General features: G+C 64.9%; 19 protein-coding genes and 1 tRNA gene. 13 read left to right on the top strand and 7 right to left on the bottom strand.

The features are described 5' to 3' along the window. The 5 genes from FGL25_RS07595 (at position 1) to FGL25_RS07620 (ending at position 3,370) form a co-directional block, all read left to right on the top strand. Positions 1 to 978 (top strand): hypothetical protein, encoded by a 978-nt coding sequence (locus tag FGL25_RS07595; RefSeq protein WP_252970078.1) that lies wholly within the window; start codon positions 1 to 3, stop codon positions 976 to 978. Then, a protein-coding gene (locus FGL25_RS07600; RefSeq protein ID WP_095046155.1) for an IS3 family transposase occupies positions 863 to 2,235 on the top strand; the annotation gives its coding sequence in 2 pieces (ribosomal slippage) (positions 863 to 1,220 and positions 1,220 to 2,235; 1,374 coding nt in all). The genes FGL25_RS07595 and FGL25_RS07600 overlap by 116 nt, the downstream gene beginning before the upstream one ends. Before the next feature lie 256 nt (positions 2,236 to 2,491). After that, complete coding sequence (locus FGL25_RS07610) at positions 2,492 to 2,773, top strand: hypothetical protein (RefSeq protein ID WP_115616103.1); 282 nt, start codon at positions 2,492 to 2,494, stop codon at positions 2,771 to 2,773. Next, the gene (locus FGL25_RS07615; RefSeq protein ID WP_003164900.1) at positions 2,766 to 2,957 is read left to right on the top strand and encodes a hypothetical protein; all 192 of its coding nucleotides are present in this window, start codon (positions 2,766 to 2,768) and stop codon (positions 2,955 to 2,957) included. The genes FGL25_RS07610 and FGL25_RS07615 overlap by 8 nt, the downstream gene beginning before the upstream one ends. An 8-nt stretch (positions 2,958 to 2,965) precedes the next feature. Continuing rightward, complete coding sequence (locus FGL25_RS07620; protein WP_225910484.1) at positions 2,966 to 3,370, top strand: helix-turn-helix transcriptional regulator; 405 nt, start codon at positions 2,966 to 2,968, stop codon at positions 3,368 to 3,370. 325 nt (positions 3,371 to 3,695) lie between these two features. Here the strand turns inward: FGL25_RS07620 and FGL25_RS07625 are convergent, their stop codons facing one another. Further along, positions 3,696 to 3,932 carry a hypothetical protein gene (locus FGL25_RS07625; protein WP_040345367.1) on the bottom strand — a complete coding sequence of 79 codons (237 nt, stop codon included), beginning with the start codon at positions 3,930 to 3,932 and terminating at the stop codon, positions 3,696 to 3,698. Between the two features lie 356 nt (positions 3,933 to 4,288). On the opposite strand from FGL25_RS07625, the gene FGL25_RS18110 reads away from it, so the two are divergent. Next, the gene (locus tag FGL25_RS18110; RefSeq protein ID WP_081461937.1) at positions 4,289 to 4,567 is read left to right on the top strand and encodes a DUF7662 domain-containing protein; all 279 of its coding nucleotides are present in this window, start codon (positions 4,289 to 4,291) and stop codon (positions 4,565 to 4,567) included. An 88-nt stretch (positions 4,568 to 4,655) separates the two neighbouring features. Here FGL25_RS18110 and FGL25_RS07635 read toward each other — a convergent pair whose 3' ends face one another. After that, positions 4,656 to 5,897 carry a type II toxin-antitoxin system HipA family toxin gene (locus FGL25_RS07635; protein WP_040346661.1) on the bottom strand — a complete coding sequence of 414 codons (1,242 nt, stop codon included), beginning with the start codon at positions 5,895 to 5,897 and terminating at the stop codon, positions 4,656 to 4,658. After that, complete coding sequence (locus FGL25_RS07640) at positions 5,894 to 6,250, bottom strand: helix-turn-helix domain-containing protein (RefSeq protein WP_248601207.1); 357 nt, start codon at positions 6,248 to 6,250, stop codon at positions 5,894 to 5,896. Before FGL25_RS07640 ends, FGL25_RS07635 begins: the two co-directional genes overlap by 4 nt. Positions 6,251 to 6,656: 406 nt before the next feature. Between FGL25_RS07640 and FGL25_RS07645 the strand changes: the two genes are divergently transcribed. Continuing rightward, complete coding sequence (locus FGL25_RS07645) at positions 6,657 to 8,828, top strand: TonB-dependent receptor (protein WP_046654023.1); 2,172 nt, start codon at positions 6,657 to 6,659, stop codon at positions 8,826 to 8,828. After that, a complete protein-coding gene (locus FGL25_RS07650) occupies positions 8,828 to 9,925 on the top strand; it encodes a PepSY-associated TM helix domain-containing protein (RefSeq protein ID WP_003164892.1) in 1,098 nt (365 codons plus the stop codon). The genes FGL25_RS07645 and FGL25_RS07650 overlap by 1 nt, the downstream gene beginning before the upstream one ends. Positions 9,926 to 10,658: 733 nt before the next feature. On the opposite strand, the gene FGL25_RS07655 is transcribed toward FGL25_RS07650, so the two are convergent. From FGL25_RS07655 to FGL25_RS07660, 3 genes are all read right to left on the bottom strand, one after another. After that, positions 10,659 to 10,748 (bottom strand) — tRNA-Ser (locus FGL25_RS07655). A 65-nt stretch (positions 10,749 to 10,813) separates the two neighbouring features. After that, the gene (locus tag FGL25_RS17430; RefSeq protein ID WP_252970079.1) at positions 10,814 to 10,984 is read right to left on the bottom strand and encodes a hypothetical protein; all 171 of its coding nucleotides are present in this window, start codon (positions 10,982 to 10,984) and stop codon (positions 10,814 to 10,816) included. Then, positions 10,981 to 11,694: a DMT family transporter gene (locus FGL25_RS07660; protein WP_252970080.1), complete on the bottom strand. Its 714-nt coding sequence runs from the start codon at positions 11,692 to 11,694 to the stop codon at positions 10,981 to 10,983. Before FGL25_RS07660 ends, FGL25_RS17430 begins: the two co-directional genes overlap by 4 nt. A 191-nt stretch (positions 11,695 to 11,885) precedes the next feature. Here FGL25_RS07660 and FGL25_RS07665 point away from each other — a divergent pair, with 191 nt between their 5' ends. From FGL25_RS07665 to FGL25_RS07685, 5 genes are read left to right on the top strand one after another with little or no spacing between them, the layout of a single operon-like run. Further along, positions 11,886 to 12,773, top strand: a complete 888-nt coding sequence (locus FGL25_RS07665; protein ID WP_003164889.1) for a septal ring lytic transglycosylase RlpA family protein — start codon at positions 11,886 to 11,888, stop codon at positions 12,771 to 12,773. 40 nt (positions 12,774 to 12,813) lie between these two features. Then, positions 12,814 to 13,440 carry a dTMP kinase gene (tmk, locus tag FGL25_RS07670; protein WP_088409682.1) on the top strand — a complete coding sequence of 209 codons (627 nt, stop codon included), beginning with the start codon at positions 12,814 to 12,816 and terminating at the stop codon, positions 13,438 to 13,440. Continuing rightward, positions 13,437 to 14,417 carry a DNA polymerase III subunit delta' gene (locus FGL25_RS07675; RefSeq protein ID WP_138141366.1) on the top strand — a complete coding sequence of 327 codons (981 nt, stop codon included), beginning with the start codon at positions 13,437 to 13,439 and terminating at the stop codon, positions 14,415 to 14,417. The genes tmk and FGL25_RS07675 overlap by 4 nt, the downstream gene beginning before the upstream one ends. Before the next feature lies 1 nt (position 14,418). Beyond that, positions 14,419 to 15,204 (top strand): TatD family hydrolase, encoded by a 786-nt coding sequence (locus tag FGL25_RS07680; protein ID WP_138141367.1) that lies wholly within the window; start codon positions 14,419 to 14,421, stop codon positions 15,202 to 15,204. Next, positions 15,201 to 16,010, top strand: coding sequence for an MBL fold metallo-hydrolase (locus FGL25_RS07685; protein WP_138141368.1), 810 nt, complete (start codon positions 15,201 to 15,203; stop codon positions 16,008 to 16,010). Before FGL25_RS07680 ends, FGL25_RS07685 begins: the two co-directional genes overlap by 4 nt. A gap of 25 nt (positions 16,011 to 16,035) precedes the next feature. Here FGL25_RS07685 and FGL25_RS07690 read toward each other — a convergent pair whose 3' ends face one another. Then, the gene (locus tag FGL25_RS07690) at positions 16,036 to 16,491 is read right to left on the bottom strand and encodes a DsrE family protein (protein ID WP_252970081.1); all 456 of its coding nucleotides are present in this window, start codon (positions 16,489 to 16,491) and stop codon (positions 16,036 to 16,038) included. Positions 16,492 to 16,553: the final 62 nt, after the last annotated feature.

Below are 16,553 nucleotides of genomic sequence, written 5' to 3' on the forward strand. Positions count from 1 at the left end.
GTGTCCGACGCTACCCACGCCGCTGTTCCCTCCCTGAAGGCGCGTCGCTTCGGCCTTCACGCCCAGCACGAATCCATCGTTCTGATGCGGCGCGACTGCCCCGTCTGCCGCTCGGAGGGCCTGTCGTCCCGCTCCCAGGTGCTGCTCTCGGCCGGAGGCCGGGAAATCTACGCCACCCTGTACCAGATGGACGGGGACATCCTCGGCCTCGACGAGGCGGCGCTCTCTGAAGAGGCCTGGCGACTTCTGGAGGTGGCGCCGGGCGATCCCGTCGCGGTGCGCCACGCTCCGGCCATCGAGTCCATGTCCAGCGTTCGTCGCCGGATCTATGGATCGCGGCTGGACAAGAGCGCGATCCAGGGGATTATCCAAGATGTGGCGGCTGGACGCTACACGCCCATCCATCTCGCGGCCTTTCTGACCGCCACCTCGGTGCTTCCGCTCGACGACGCCGAGGTCGTGGCGCTCACCCGCGCCATGGTGGACGTCGGCGACCGCCTGAGCTGGCCGTCGGACGTCGTCATGGACAAGCACTGCATCGGCGGCCTGCCGGGCAACCGGACCACGCCGATCGTGGTGGCCATCCTCGCCGCCAGCGGCCTGGTCATGCCAAAGACCTCGTCGCGCGCCATCACCTCGCCGGCCGGAACCGCCGACACCATGGAGACCCTGGCCCCGGTCGACCTCGATGTGCCGGCCATGCGGCGGGTGGTCGAGGCGGAAGGCGGCTGCGTCGTCTGGGGCGGGGCGGTCAGGCTGAGTCCGGTGGATGACATTGTTCGGCGTCAGCGCCTTTGGCACAGATCTGGGGTTGCGGATAATGGAGGGATTGGGTCTCGTCGCAGTGACGTAAGGAACGCAGATGAGACCCAATCCCTCCAGCCCAAAATTGGCTGCCAAGCCCACCAAGAAGCCCGCCGAGGTGGTGGTGAAAGATATTCGCCGTGCCACACGCCGGCATTTCTCGGCCGAGGATAAAATCCGCATCGTGCTCGAAGGCCTGCGCGGCGAGGAGAGCATCGCTGAACTGTGCCGCCGCGAAGGCATCGCCCAGAGCGTGTATTATTCCTGGTCAAAAGAATTCCTTGAGGCTGGCAAACGCCGTCTGGCCGGGGACACGGCCCGTGCCGCCACCAGTGACGAGGTCAAGGATCTGCGCCGTGAAGCACTGGCTCTCAAGGAATGCGTGGCCGACCTGACGCTCGAGAACCGCCTGCTTAAAAAAAGCATGATCGCGGATGGGGGCGACCAAGAATGAGGTATCCCGCCGCAGAAAAGCTCGAGATCATCCGCCTCGTCGAGCAATCCCATCTGCCCACCCGACAGACGCTGGAGAAACTGGGCATCCCACGCCGCACCTTTGCCCGCTGGTATGCCCGCTACCTTGATGGTGGGCCTGAGGCGCTGGAAGACCGCCCCTCGGCGCCAAGCCGGGTATGGAACCGGCTGCCCGAGAATGTGCGCAAACAGATCATCGACATGGCGCTGGAGGAAAGCGAACTCTCGCCCCGCGAGTTGGCCACCAAATTTACCGATGAGAAGCAGTACTTTGTCTGCGAGGCCACGGTTTATCGCCTGCTCAAGGCACAGGATCTGATCGCCAGCCCAGCCTATATCGTCATCAAGGCCCGCGACGAGTTCCACACCAAGACGATGCGACCAAACGAGATGTGGCAGACCGACTTCACCTATTTCAAGCTGATCGGTTGGGGCTGGGTTTACCTCTCAACCGTGCTCGACGACTATTCCCGCTACATCATCTCGTGGAAGCTGTGCACCACCATGACGGCGGGCGATGTCACCGACACGCTGGACTTGGCGCTGGCCGCATCAGGTTGTGACAGCGCCACCGTGCTGCACATGCCGCGCCTGCTCTCGGACAATGGCCCGAGCTATGTCGCGGGCGAACTGGCCGCCTATATCGAGGCCCAGTCCATGAGCCACGTGCGCGGCGCCCCCTTTCACCCCCAGACACAGGGCAAGATCGAGCGCTGGCACCAGACCTTGAAAAACCGCATCCTACTGGAGAATTATTACCTGCCCGGCGATCTCGAAGCCCAGATCGAAGCCTTCATCGAGCACTACAACCACCAGCGCTATCACGAAAGCCTGGGCAATGTGACGCCCGCAGATGCCTACTTTGGCCGCGATCGGCAGATCCACGCCCAGCGCGCCGCCATCAAGAAACAGACCATCGAACATCGCCGCTTGCAGCACCGCAAGCTCGCCGCCTAAAAGCCAACCCCTGACGAGGCCCGCTCTCCGTTAACGCCACGCCAAACCTGCGCCAAATGTTTCGACGACGGACACAGGACGTCAGGCTGGCTCTGGCTGCGTTTAACGCCGGGCCGGCCAGAGTAGCCTCCCTCGGGCGCGTCCCTCGTATAAGGGAGACCGAACAGTACGTTGAATCTGTTATTGAATGCTATCTCGCCTTGAGCGCCGGCCGGGTCGTCACGAACTCACGCCAGTGCCGGCGGGAGGGCGCGCCATGATCCCTGACGTTTCCGGCGATGACGCCATGGTTCCGCAGGGCGACGATGATCTGTTGACCCGTGCGGAGGCCTCGGCCTTCCTCGCGCTCCTGGGCGTCCGGCTCAAGCCCGCCACCCTCGCGCGCCTCTGGTCGACGGCGTCCAACGGTCCGCCCTGCCGCCATATCCGCTCCAGGCCCTACTACCCGCGCGGACTGTTGCGGGACTGGGCGAAGGCGCAGATCACCGAGGTGCGGACCGGCGCGCCCCCGGCGGCCAGGAGCCGGGGCCGTGCGTGAGATCGGCGCCATTGATCACACGACGTTGGACGGACTGCTCGCGGATCCGGCGACGAGCTTCGCCCTCAAGGCTGTGATCGAGGCATGGGCTGAAAGGGATGGTCTGGATGCGGAGCATGACGCCCGTCTTCTCCATGCCGCCCTCGCCAGGGACGTCGACCATCGCCTGGGCCTGGCGCCGTGAACTTCCGGGTGGATGGAGAATTCATCGATTCAGGCGGACCGGAGGACCGGTTGCTGCCCTGGAGGCGTGTCCAGGACATCGCGGGCATCAGTCGGTCCACGGCCTGGCGGATGCAGCGGAACGGAGAATTTCCGACGCCCGTGACGGTTTCGCCGGGTAGGGTGGGGTGGTGGGAGAGCGAGCTGACGGCCTGGAAGGGCGCGCGGGGGACGACGAGGGCGCTGGTCCCGCCTTCGAGACCTCGGCTGCCCGGCATGCCGCGCCGGGCGCCCGGTCGTTCAGCGCCGGCGGCGTCGAATGGAGTCTGTGATCGACAAGAGAAGTCGGAGGTCTCGAAGGAGGCTACGAGACCGCCTGAACGAAAACGGCGCGCCCGCCCGATCCACGTCGATCAGATCGACTTCGGCTTTTAGGCGATCAGGCTTTGCCTTAAGAAGATGACGTGGGGGCGACCGACCTCGCCTTCACGGACAGTTCGGACCGTCTCTCGCCGAGCGGGCCGAACTGTCATTCCGTGATGCGCGACACTGTCAGGCTTCGGGCGATCCCTCGCAACATCATCATCGAACGACGCCGTGAAGAACGGCTCCGGCGGCCCCTATCACAGGGAGCGGGCGACATCGGCCAAGACAGTCTGGCTGGCCTTCAATGGGAAACTGACAGCAGAGTTGGACGAGTGTGTCTTCCTGAACCTAGGCCGCCGATAAGTTCAGCGCGGTTTAACCATCGGTCGCCACGCTAGTGGAGTTCGCTGCCGTCCTCAGGATTCACATTTCGCAAGCGTCCTGACCTCTCCTGAACCAGAAGTTCGACCGTTTCACCCTTGGCCAGGCGCGTTCTGGCCGTTCTGATGGCGGCATCAAGGGCGTCGACGCTGAAATCGAAACGGCCGGCTTCAAGTCCGGGGCATAGGACCTGCCATATCCCGCCGCGTTGCACGACAATGATGCGAGTGAGGTCAGGTGCGGCCGACATAGGGGCTCCCAGGAGACGCGCTGAACCATAGGAGGACGGTGCGCCCTCGAGCAAGACGGTTCTGATTTCGGCTTCCAGACTTCGGTCCGACAGTAGCCGGCTCCCTCAGCAGAAGTGCGGGGTTTGGTTGCAGCGAGTCTGCTCCGCCCTGCGGAACTTCGACGAATGGTCCGCGTTCCGTGGATTCCTCCCCCAGGTCGGGAGGGCCACGGTCCGACCATCACGCTTTTGGCCCCCCCTGTTGGCGCGCTGGTCGGACCGTTTCTATTCACTGCACATGTCGTTAAATCCGTGGGCGATATTGGCCTTGCGGTAGCGTGGGGTCTCGGGGTTTCCGGGCGGCGGAGGTGATGGCGATGGCGAAGTATGCACCCCTGGTGCGGTATCTGCGACGGCAGCGGACACCGGAAGTGACGCTGACCTTTCGTGATATCGAGAGGATTGTCGGAGGCTTTCTGCCAAAAGCGTCCTCTGACCTGGATTGGTGGCGGGCGGAGGCTGCTGCGTCAGCGCCGCCGCAGAAGCGCGCCTTTGCCGAGGCGGGTTTCACCGCCCAGCCAGAAATCAGGTCCGAGCGGGTTCTATTCGTTCGCGCTGCTTCGACGTCCCTGCATGGATCCCAGGCCGCCGGATGATATTGCGCCGTAGAGAAGCGTTTCGCAGCGCCTGAGCTTCGAGCCGTGACTTCAGGGGGCGTCAGGACGCGCCTGCATCGCCCATTGTTCACTTGAACCGGTCCAGACGTTCGCCGATCAGCTTGATGTTGGTCCTGGTCACGCCGTGGGCCTCGGCCAGGTCGGGCCAGTCGCGCACTGCTGCGCGCGTCTGGTCGATGATTTCGTTCACCCGCGTCTTCTTGAGCGCGGCCGTTTCGCCGAGCCGCCGCAAGTGATCGACGGTGGGATTCCGGCCTTCGCCCATCACCATCGTCGTCTGCTCGGCTCCGGGACCGGAGGAGAAGGTCAGGTCATAGGCAGGCGATAGTCGCCATTCGCCTTGCGCGTTCATGAGGAAGGTGAAGTTCTTGGCGTGATCGTCACGATTGTGGGCGATGACGTTGAAGGCGGCGAGGCGAAACATCTTCTCGACTTCGCGCACGTCGCGGGTCAGTCGCGCGGTCAACGCCACGAGGCCTTCGTAATCCAGCGAAGGAATCCGGTGGTCGGCGTGAAGCAGGCCCGAGGCCGTGTGGGCGTGCAGGCGCTTGTCGCCATCGCGATCAAAGCGACGGGTGGCGAAGTAGGCGGCGCCCCTGCCGGTCGTGAGGAGACGCGTTTCCATCATCTCGATGCCTGCGGCGAACGCCATGCGAGCGTAGGCGAATTCGATCGCTCCGGCGTCCTTGCCGTCATGGCTGTTGGGAAACTTGACCAGCCAGTGATCATAGCCGTCTGGGAGCGATCGTGCGCCGTGCAACGCCTCCCCGGAGACCGTATTGAAACCGATCATCGCTTTCGGACGCGCGCCCGCCGATGAGCCGTTGAGGGCGATGAGTTCGGTCAGAACGTCATCCGCCTGACCCTCGAGCACCTCCTGGGCCTGATCGGCGATCCGGTCGAGTTCTAGCGTCTGGGGGGGCGCCGCCTCTTCAGGCGTGAGGTCAGGCTCGTAAGTCAGGGCGCCCATGCCATGGGCGCCCACGTGCGCCAGCCTGTCGAGCGGGCTGAACTGTTCCGGAAGAAGGCCCTGGACGCGCAAGGCGCGATCGAACAGGAGGCGGCCCCAGCCATCGGGCAGACTGTCATTGAAAACGCCCGGCAGGCCTTCGAACAGGGCGGGATCAGCCGTCTGAAGGCCTGGTCGCAACGGCAGGCTGAGCGGTGAAATTTCGACGGCGTTCGCGATGAAGTCGGCGTCGTACTCGAAATAGATTCTGCGATCGCGCGCGGCCAATCGGCCCACGCGGATTGGGCCTTCGCCGAAGTCCAGACCAACGGCCACTGCGGGTACGGGTGAAAGGTTCATGTGCGCCATCCGTTCTTCCGGCTGGAGCGAGGATCACCCTTCAGGACCTCGTCAATCGAGGCAAACGTCAACGCTTCTGGTTTGGCCGCCTCGATGGTCGCCTCAAGGCCGCCGACAATGGACAGCAGCTTCACAAGAGCTTCGGTGGAGCCCAAGCCAGTACGCTCGAATTTACGCAGCGTCCCCAGAGGCACGCCGGATCGTGCAGAAAGACCAGCCTGGGTGAAGCCCATCGCAACGCGGCGCTCACGGATATTTCCGCCGAGTTTCTCAAGGGCGCGAGCAGGGGTGATAAGTGATATCATCAGAGCGATAATAGGGCAAAGTGCCAAATAATGATACCATTCTATCACTAATAGTTCTGGTGACGGCGCTCGCTAGGCGCGCGCCTTATCCTGCAGTTTGATGACCCGTTGCGGAGATCGATGATGAGGTCCCCGGACCGACGCCGCCGGGCGGGCTTGTCGTTTGCTTCTCCGCGTAGGCTAGGCCGCAACCTTCTTCGCCGCCCGCCGGTTTACAGGTTTGGTGATCAGTTTCGCTCCATTTCCAGGTCCGATCTGATCCAGCGTCGAGCCCATAGGCTCCGCAGGGAGGCCCGTCCCCCTTCGAGGTGGCGGGTCCTCTTCGTTTTTGGGCTGCGGCGGTCCTTGTCGGCGTGGTGCTGTCGGCGGCCCAAGGCCAAATGCGCGATAACGTTTATTGTTGCGTATCACTCGCATTTGCATTTATGCGACGGGGATTCCTCCAGGAGCCCCCATGTTCTTTTCGCCGCGTCTTCCGTCGGTCCGCCGCAACGGCCTTGTCGCCATGTCCGTTTTGCTCGCCGGAACGACGTTGGGATCAACCGCCGCCGCCCAGACGGCGCGACAGGCGCAGGGCGAGACGGCGAGCTCGGTTGAGGACGTGGTGGTCACGGCGGCCCGAACCATCCTGCCGGCCAGCGCCCTGCCGATGACGGTGGAGGTGATCGACCGAAAATCCCTGGCGGAACAGGTCGCCATCAGCGGCTCGGTGATTGATGCGGTTGCGACCCTGTCGCCGTCCTTTTCGCCGACGCGACAGAAGCTGACCGGTTCGGGCGAGAGCCTGCGCGGCCGCTCGCCGCTTTTCGCCATCAACGGCATTCCGCAGTCGACGCCGATCCGCGACGGTTCGCGTGACGGCTATACGATCGATCCCTTCTTCGTGGACCGGGTCGAGCTGATCTACGGCTCCAACGCCCTGCAGGGCATCGGCGCGACCGGCGGCGTGGTCAATCAGGTGACGGTCGGTGCCCCGACCGCGGACGGCCTCAGCGGCCGGATGCTGGCCCAGGTCTCCAGTTCGGGCGGGCCGGAAGGCGATGGGATCGGCGCCAAGCTAGGCGGTCTGGCCGCCTATCGTCACGGAGACTTCGACGGCGTGTTCGGCGTGGCTTACGACCAGCGCGGCGCCTTCTATGACGCGAACGGTCGCCGCGTCGGTGTCGATAACACCCAGGGCGAGGTGCAGGATTCCAAGGCCCTGTCCTTCTTCGGCCGCTTCGGTTGGGACCTGAACGATACGGTGCGCCTGGACCTGCTCGCCAATCGGTTCGAGCTGAAGGGCGACGGCGACTATGTGGTCGTGGCCGGCGATCGTCTCATCGGGCGTCCGGCCAGCAGCAAGCGCGGGCAGGTAGAAGGACAGCCTGCCGCGAACCGGGTTGAGACGGTGTCAGCCTCTCTGACCGACAGTGATCTGGCGGGCGGCGACTTTTCCGCCCAGGTCTTCTTCAACCGCACGCGCGACACCTTTGGAGGCGACCGCTCGGCCACCTTCCAGGACGCCAGCATTGCCCCCATCGGCACCCTGTTCGACCAGTCGTCGAACCGCTCGCGCAAGCTGGGCGCGCGCGCCAGTTACGAGCGGGCTGTGCCGGGCGTGCCGGGCCTGACCGCGACCCTGGGTCTGGACGCCATGAAGGACCGCACCGAGCAGTTGATGATCGCCACCAACCGCGCCTGGGTGCCGCCGACCGAGTTCCAGAGCGTGGCGCCCTTCGTCCAGGCCAATATGCGCCTGTTCGACGGCCGGGTGCGCCTGGCCGGCGGCGTGCGCCAGGAGAACGTCGAACTGTCGATCGACGACTTCACCACCCTGGCCTCCTACGGCTCGCGCCGGGTCACGGGGGGCAAGCCCAAGTTCGAGGCCACCCTGGTCAACGGCGGCGTGGTCTATGAACCGCTGGACGGCGTGCGCGCCTATGTCAGCTACGCCGAGGGCTACACCGTGCCCGACGTGGGCCGCATCCTGCGTTCGATCAACGTCGACGGGGTCACGGTCGAGGGCTTCCTCGACATCAGTCCGGTCGTCTCGGACAATCAGGAGATCGGGCTGGAGGTGAAGCGCGGTCCGTTCGAAGCCGGGGCGACCTACTTCTGGTCCTCGTCGGACCTGGGTCAGTTCCTCGTTCGCAACGCCGACGGCGTCTATGACGTCCAGCGCCAGGCCGTCGAGATCGAGGGGCTGGAGCTCAACCTGCGCGCCCGCACCCCGATCGAGGGGCTGACGGTTTCGACCGGCTACGCCCGCCTGCGCGGCCAGACCGACACCAACGACGACGGCCGGGTGGACCGGGACCTGGACGGCGCCAACATCTCGCCGGACCGCATCAACGCCGCCGCCGTCTACGCCAACGGCCCGCTGTCGGCGCGCCTGCAGGTCCAGGCCTATCTGGCGCGTGATTTCGAGGGCGGCGACGTGCGCAACAATTTCGAAGGCTACACCGTGGCGGACGCCTACCTGCGCTATGACTTCGCCTTCGGCGGGGTGTCGCTGGCGGTGCAGAACCTCTTCAACGAGGACTATGTGACCTATAGCTCCGACACCAGCAATCCGGCCGACAACCTGCGCTACTTCGCCGGTCGGGGCCGTTCCTTCACCCTCGGGTGGGACCGTCGCTTCTGATGCGTCTGGTTCGACTGGCGCATCGCTGGACCGGGGGGCTGATCGGCCTGCTGCTGTTCGTCCTGGGGCTGACCGGGACGGTCCTGGTGTTTAAGGACGACTGGCTGCGCCTGGTCGTACCCCACGCCGCAGAGGCGCGGGTTTCGGACCCAAGTGCTATTGGCGCGGCGCTGGATCAGGCGTTCGCGGCGCCGGACCGTCCGCGTTCGGTCATCCTGGCCTCTGATAGTCTGGGCGTCCTCCGACTGAACTATGAGGACAAGACGCGCGGCGCCTACGCCGCCCAGTCGGGCGCGGTCGTAGCGCGCTGGGAAAGCCTGTGGGCGCGGCCGGAGCTGTGGCTGTTCGACCTGCACCACTATCTGCTGATCGGCGACACGGGAAAAACCATCGCCGGGATCGCGGGCCTGGCGGGTCTGGGCTTTGTCGTCACCGGGGTGATCCTGTGGTGGCCCACGCGGCGCACCTTCGTCTTTGCGGTCATGCCGAGGGCGTGGAAGCGCCCAGGGATCGTCAAGCATCATCGCGACATGGGCGTGTGGAGCGCGCCGGTCCTGGCCGTCGTCCTGACGACCGGGGCGATCGTGGCCCTATCGCCCCTGTATGACGGATTGGCCCAGGCCTTGTCGCCGGGCGCCGACCTGAAGGCGGTCACGGCCCAGCCGGAACATGAAGGGGGGGTGTTGTCCGCCGATCTGGACTGGCCGGCTATGATGACGGCGGCCCAGGCCCGCTTCCCTGACGCCGAGGCGCGCATCGTCTCCCTGCCAACCAAACAGGGCGGTCTGATTGGCCTGCGGATGCGGCGGACGGCGGAATGGCTGCCCAACGGCCGGACCCAGGTCTGGTTCGATCCCGCCGATGGACGGATTGTCGGAACACGCGACGCCATGGGGCTGCCTCTTGGGCTGCGGGTCATTAACGCCCAGTACCCGATCCACGCCGCCAAGGTCGGGGGGCTGGCCTATCGACTTGTGGTCGCCGCCTCCGGGTTGGCGCTGACCCTGCTGGGATCGCTGGCGGTCTTCACCTTCTGGTCCAACCCGAGCGGACTGCCGAAACGGCGACGCCCAAGCCCAAGTGCGCGGCGTGTCTAAGAGGTTGGGGCGGGAAGAGGTTCGCCAGACTGACACGGGCAGAGGAGAGGATCCTACGGTGAGGGTCTATCTCGCTCGAAGCGACGGTCCGCCTCCAGGCGTTCAGCCAATGTCCGCTACTGGCGGATACTGTTGAAAAAGTCCGCGAGCCGGCCGTGATCGGCCTTTTCGGCTCGATCTGGAGCCGTCGCGGAAAACTAAGCGATTGATTTCATTGGGGCGGAATTTCGGGACCCGCCCGTGGTTTGCGCCGTTTCAGCGGTCGCCGGACTTTTTCAACGGTATCGGCGCTTTGCCGACCTAGGTGGCGGGCGACGGACAAAGATCGTCCGAGTGACGGGATGGGGCCCGCGCGGTCGTGGGTTCAGGGAAGCCCGAGAATGGGTGAAGCTCGTGCGAGAATGAGTCGGAGACGGATGATGGCGAAGCGGACCGGGCGACTAGCAGGTTTCGAAGTCTATCGCGGCAAGGGCCGGCGCGCGCGTCGCGTGGGCGTCGCCAAGGGGGGGATTCTGTTCAATCTCTATATGACCTGGCTTCGTCGAGGCGAAGGCGTGGGGGCGAAGCCATCTGGCATGATCAAGCGGAGAGCGGCGCGGCCTCAAGGTCTTTGAAACACCATGGCGCCACCTGAACAGCCGTGAAAAGGTGGGATTCAGGCATAGAGTTTTTGATGGGTGGTTTGATGGGTGAGGCCCCCGAGTGGGGAAAAGTTCAATGAAATCAAGGCCGGTGGCGGACAGGGTGGGATTCGAACCCACGGTAGGCTTCCACCTACGGCGGTTTTCAAGACCGCTGCCTTAAACCACTCGGCCACCTGTCCCACGCGAGTCGGCTCGCGTTCGCCTGTGCATAGCGGCAAGGCGGGCTTGACCCAAGCGGAAAGCGTCAGGCGCGGCCGGCCTTCGATACTGCGCCTGATCGCGTGACCAGCCAGATGCCGGCGCAGACCAGAACCAGTGCGATCAGATAGCTCCAGCGCAACACGGATTCTTCCAGGAAAAGCGCCGACAGCGACACGCCGAAGACCGGGATCAGGAAGTTGAACGCCGCGATCATTCCACGGGGTTGTGCTTCAACAACAGGCTCCACACTGCAAAGGCCACTGAGGAGAGCAGAGCCAGATAGAGCAGCAGCGCGCTCGACGTCAGGTCGAAACCCTGTAGCTCTCCCCCCATCGCCATGCCTGCAGCCGTCAGCATCAAGCCGCCGACAAACAACTGCCAGCCGGTCATCACCATGGGGTCGAGGCTGCGTGACAGCCGCTTGCCGTAGATGGAGGCCGCCGCCAGGATGAAAGCCGCGATCACGATGAAGCCTTCGCCCAGCAGAGTGAAGTCGAAGCCGAGCGCGCCGCCGCCCAGGTTGACCACGACCACGCCCATGAAGCCGATCAGGCAGCCCAGCGCCTTGCGGCCGCTCAGACGGTCGTCCGCATAGATGAAGTGAGCCAAAACAACGCTGAAGAAGACGCTGGTCGCGTTCATGATCGAGGATTTGACGCCTGATGCATGGGCCAGGCCGATATAGAAGAAGACGTATTGGATGGCCGTCTGGGTCAGCCCAAGCAGGGCGACCTGTCCTGCCTGACGACGGCTCATCGCCAGAACAGGCTTCTTCATCGCCATGGCGACGATCAGCAGGATCGCCCCCGCCAAGGCGAAGCGCCACCCTGCAAACAGCAGCTGGCTGGCGATATCGGTCGGCGCGACCTTCAGCAGAGCGTAGCCGCTTTTTACGGCCGGAAAGGCGCTGCCCCCACAGCGCACAGCATAGGGTGGCGAGAAGGAAGACCCCAGTGCGGGTCTTGTACAGGGAGGGGGGCAAGGCGCTCGGTTCTGACGTTCAGCCGGGGAGGGGCTTTGCCGCAAGGCCATACGCGCAAACGGGACGTTAACCAAACCGGAAACCTCCGCCGTTAATTTCGGCCAAATCGATAGACGACCGGAGTAAAAGCAACATGTGGGCGAGACTGCTGAAGGGCGCGATGATCGCCGCCGCCTTCTCGACCCTGGCGGCATGCGCCAGCTTGGGCGGTAAGGGCGATGCGCCGATCGGCGCGCCCGTCGTGACCGATCCGGCTCCGATCGTTTCGGGCACCATGCGCCCCTATCAGATCCGCGGTCGCTGGTACCATCCGAAGGAGCAGCCCAACTATGACGAGGTAGGGCAGGCGTCCTGGTACGGCAGTTATCATCACGGGCGTTCAACCTCGACCGGCGAACGGTTCGACATGAACGGCCTGACCGCCGCTCATAAGACCTTGCCCTTGCCCAGCCTGGTCGAGGTGACGAACCGCGCCAATGGGCGCCGGGTCATACTGCGCGTCAATGACCGAGGGCCGTTTGTCGACGGACGCATCATCGATCTGTCGCGCGGAGCTGCCGAGGAGCTAGGCCTCCTGCAGCAAGGCGTGGGAGACGTGCGCGTCCGTTATGTCGGCCCTGCGCCGCGACAGGGCGGGGGAACGGCCCTCCGCCGAGCAGAAGCCGACAGCGCGCGCCAGCCCCAAGCAACTCAGGTTCAGACGCAGTCCCAGGGGCCGCGCCCCTACTACGAGAACACAGCGGTCCCGTCCCAGCCCGCCCCGCAGCCCGTCTACACAGCAGCGCAACCGGCGGCCTCGAACGCCTATTGGGTGCAGGCCGGCGCCTATTCTGATCGACGCGGCGCAGACCAGGTCGCACGACGCCTCGGCGACAAGGCCGTGGTGCAGAACATCGACAGGAACGGACGGCCGTTGTTCCGTGTCGTGGTCGGTCCGTGGCCCAATGCTGGGGCTGCCGAACGCGCTCGTCAGGCCGTTATGGCGCGCGGCTTTGACGATGCCTTGTTGATAGGCGGCTGAACGGGCTTGCTTCCCGCGCCTCGCTCGCCATTGTGCGCGGGTGCAGCGAGGCAGATTCATCACTTTCGAAGGCGGCGAGGGCGCCGGCAAGACGACCCAGGCGCGCCTGCTGGTTGAACGCTTGCGCGCGCGCGGCCTCGACGTGCTCCAGACGCGCGAACCCGGCGGATCGCCGGGGGCTGAGGAGATCCGCAACATCGCCGTGTCGGGCGAGGCGGATCGCTGGTCGGCGCGCACCGAGACCCTGCTGATGTATGCGGCGCGGTCGGACCATCTGGAGCGGACTATTCTGCCCGCGCTTGAGGCCGGGCGCTGGGTGGTCTGTGACCGTTTCGCGGATTCCAGCCGCGTCTACCAAGGCGCTGGCGGGGGGACGCCGGAAAGCCTGATCGAAGCGCTGGACGACGCCGTGGTCAACGGCGACCAGCCGGACCTGACCCTGGTGTTCGACCTGCCGGTCGAGGTCGGATTGGATCGGGCTTTCGGGCGCGGCCTGTTCGAGACCCGGTTCGAATCCAAGGGCCTGGCCTTCCATCAGAAACTGCGCGACGGCTTCCTTCAGGTGGCCGAGCGACACCCCGAGCGTTGCGTCGTCCTTGATGCAACGGGCGAGGTCGACGACGTCTCAGCCCGGCTGTGGGCCGTGGTGGAGGAGCGGCTGCTTTGAGCGAGCATCCGCGCGACCGCTTCGACCTGATCGCCGACATCCAGGCCGAGGAAGCCTTTCTGGACGCGCTGAATCGAGGACGGCTGCACCACGCCTGGCTGTTGTGCGGGGTCGAGGGATCAGGCAAGGCCAGCTTCGCCTATCGCGCTGCTCGTCGACTACTGGGCGCCGCGCCGGACCCGTCGCGCGGGCCGCTGGGCGCCGCGCCGCATGACCCTATCAGCCGCCTGGTGTCCGCCCAGGCCCACCCGGACCTTCTGGTGCTGGAGCGCGCAGTCGAGGGCGGCAAGCTGAAGCGCGCCATCTCCGTCGATCAGGCCCGCGACCTGCCGGAATTCTTCGCCAAGAGCCCGTCTCAAGCCCGGCACCGCGTCGCCATCATCGATGCGGCGGACGATCTGAATATAAACGCCGCCAACGCCTTACTTAAAATTCTTGAGGAACCGCCTGAAAGCGGCGTGCTCTTCCTGGTCACCCATGCGCCGGGCCGTTTGTTGGCCACCATCCGCTCTCGCTGTCGGCGGCTGACCTTCCCGGTTTGGCCTGAGGTCCGTCTGGCCGATCTGGTGCGTCAACGCACCGGCGTGTCCGAAGATGAAGCCTTGGCCGCAGCAGCCATGGCTGGGGGCTCGCCCGGCGCAGCTCTGGATCTGGCGTCGGGCGCCATGACCGAGGTCGACCGTCTCGCTCGCGCCTGGGTTGATGGACCAGAGATTGATCGCGCGGAACAACTGGCCATCGCCGACGGCTTCCGCGGCCCGGAAGGGCAGGCGCGGTTCGAGGCCCTGATGGATCGCCTGATCGCAGCGGTGAAACGCCGGGCCGTCGAGTCTGGCGGCCGCGAAGGCGCACGCTGGGCCGAGCTTTGGGGGCGGCTGTCCGACCTGCCCGATCGCGCCATCGGGCTGAATCTTGATAAGGGAGACGTCCTGGCCGGAGCCTTGGCCGACATCGCCCGCACGAAAGCCGCCGCCTGATATGCTCATCGACAGTCACGTCAACCTGCACGCCCCCCAGTTCGACGAGGATCGCGAGGCGGTGATCGACCGTGCGCGCCAGGCGGGCGTGCGGCTGATGGTCGAGATTTCCGACAAGCTGTCGACCTTCGAGGCGACGCACGCCCTGGCGATGAACAACGCCGACATCTGGTGCACGGTCGGCGTCCATCCGCACGAGGCCAAGGACTATGCCGACCTGACCGTGGACCGTTTGGTTGAACTGGCGGATCGCCCGCGCGTCATCGGCATCGGCGAATGCGGCCTGGACTTCCACTATGACCTCAGCCCGCGCGATGTTCAGGCGACGGTCTTCCGCCAGCACATCGAGGCGGCGCGCCGCACGGGCCTGCCTCTGGTGATCCACACGCGCGAAGCCGATGAGGTCATGGCCGACATCCTGCGCGAAGAACACCGCCGCGCGCCGTTCAAGTTCCTGATGCACTGCTATACTAGCGGCCTGGAACTAGCTGAAACTACGATGGAACTCGGCGCCTGGTTCTCGGTTTCAGGCATCGCCACCTTCAAGGCGGCCGAGGAGGTGAGGGAGGTCATCCGTCGGATGCCTGAAGATCGCATCATCGTTGAAACCGACTGCCCCTATCTGGCGCCCATCCCACATCGCGGCAGCCGGAATGAACCCGCCTATGTCGGTCTGGTGCTGGAAAGACTGGCCGAGATACGCGGTTGGACGCCTGAACAAGCCGATGAGCTGACGACTGACGCCTTCTTCAACCTGTTCGATCGCATTCCCAGGCCCGCCGAATGAGCGGGCAGGGCGAGTTGGAAATCGTCATTCTCGGCTGCGGCTCGTCTGGCGGCGTGCCTCGCGGCGACGGCGACTGGGGCGACTGCGACCCGTCCGAACCACGCAATCGGCGCACCCGTTGCTCCATGTTGGCGCGCCGACACGGCCCGGGTGGCGTGACCAGCGTGGTGATCGACACCTCGCCCGACTTCCGTCAGCAGATGCTGGCCGCCGAGGTCCGCCATGTCGACGCGGTTCTCTACACCCATGACCATGCGGATCAGACACATGGCATCGACGACCTTCGCGTCTTCGCCGCCCACGCGCGTCGACGCATTCCCGCCTGGATGGATGCGGCCACTCACCACGCCCTGACGCGGCGCTTCGACTACATCTTTGAGAGCCACCACGGCTACCCGGCTATCGTCGAGGCTCATCGCCTCCCGCCGCACGGCCAGTCATGGGAAGTGAAGGGGCCCGGCGGCCCGATCCCCGTCATGACTTTCGACCAAATGCATGGACCGATCCGCTCGGTCGGATACCGCTTGGGATCCGTCGCCTATTCAAGCGACGTCTCAGACCTGGACGACGCGGCTCTGGAAGCCGTGAGCGGCGCTCAGCTGTGGATCATCGACGCGCTGCGCTACACGCCGCATCCAACCCATGCTCACGTCGATCTAGCCTTGGAGTGGATCGCGCGCTCAGAGGTTTCCAAAGCCGTGCTGACGAACCTTCATATAGATTTGGATTACAGTACCTTGTCACGCTCTTTGCCTTCGAACGTTGAAGTAGCGTTTGATGGTTGGCGAGGCGCTTTCGAGCTCTAAACGCTTTTCTCAGAAGGGCGTCCGATCAGTTCATGATCAGGGCGTAGCCCGCCTGCTGATGGTGGATGACCGTCATCAACGCTGCGAGATCGACCTGCACGCCCGGCTCCAGATCGGCTTCCGTTAGGCCGTTGGCGACCATGGACTGACCGCAAAGTCGCACCTGGACCCCGGCGGCCGTCAGGGCGCGAACAAGGGCGCTGTTCGGGTTTGTCTCGCCCTTGCCGCGCGCCGCCCACGCTGCATCGGACAGAGAGGCCAGAGACGCGCCGCCATGCATCACAACAACGATCTTTCGCTGCTCGGCAGGGACGCCGTTCGCCGCCAGCATGTTGGTCAGGCGCGCGACACGCTCCAGTCCTTTCAACGGCTTGTCGTCAGGACCGCCCTGGGTCAGGTCGACGATGACGCGATAGTCGCGCTGGAGGTCAGGCTGTTCGCCAGCCTGAGGCAGAGGCGTAAAGGCTCCATAGCCGATCACGGCCTGGGCTTGAGCCGGCGCACCCAAGGCAAGAAGGACGCATGAGGTGATCACGGACGCGA

The sequence above is a fragment of the Brevundimonas vancanneytii genome, from assembly GCF_901421975.1.
GTDB classification, from domain to species: domain Bacteria; phylum Pseudomonadota; class Alphaproteobacteria; order Caulobacterales; family Caulobacteraceae; genus Brevundimonas; species Brevundimonas diminuta.

Bases quoted from the DNA above. Each gene is read 5' to 3' on its own strand.
- FGL25_RS07610 (WP_115616103.1), top strand. From the start codon at position 2,492: ATGATCCCTGACGTTTCCGGCGATGACGCCATGGTTCCGCAGGGCGAC.
- FGL25_RS07625 (WP_040345367.1), bottom strand. From the start codon at position 3,932: ATGTCGGCCGCACCTGACCTCACTCGCATCATTGTCGTGCAACGCGGC.
- FGL25_RS18110 (WP_081461937.1), top strand. From the start codon at position 4,289: ATGGCGAAGTATGCACCCCTGGTGCGGTATCTGCGACGGCAGCGGACA.
- FGL25_RS07635 (WP_040346661.1), bottom strand. From the start codon at position 5,897: ATGAACCTTTCACCCGTACCCGCAGTGGCCGTTGGTCTGGACTTCGGC.
- FGL25_RS07645 (WP_046654023.1), top strand. From the start codon at position 6,657: ATGTTCTTTTCGCCGCGTCTTCCGTCGGTCCGCCGCAACGGCCTTGTC.
- FGL25_RS07650 (WP_003164892.1), top strand. From the start codon at position 8,828: ATGCGTCTGGTTCGACTGGCGCATCGCTGGACCGGGGGGCTGATCGGC.
- FGL25_RS17430 (WP_252970079.1), bottom strand. From the start codon at position 10,984: ATGATCGCGGCGTTCAACTTCCTGATCCCGGTCTTCGGCGTGTCGCTG.
- FGL25_RS07665 (WP_003164889.1), top strand. From the start codon at position 11,886: ATGTGGGCGAGACTGCTGAAGGGCGCGATGATCGCCGCCGCCTTCTCG.
- FGL25_RS07680 (WP_138141367.1), top strand. From the start codon at position 14,419: ATGCTCATCGACAGTCACGTCAACCTGCACGCCCCCCAGTTCGACGAG.
- FGL25_RS07685 (WP_138141368.1), top strand. From the start codon at position 15,201: ATGAGCGGGCAGGGCGAGTTGGAAATCGTCATTCTCGGCTGCGGCTCG.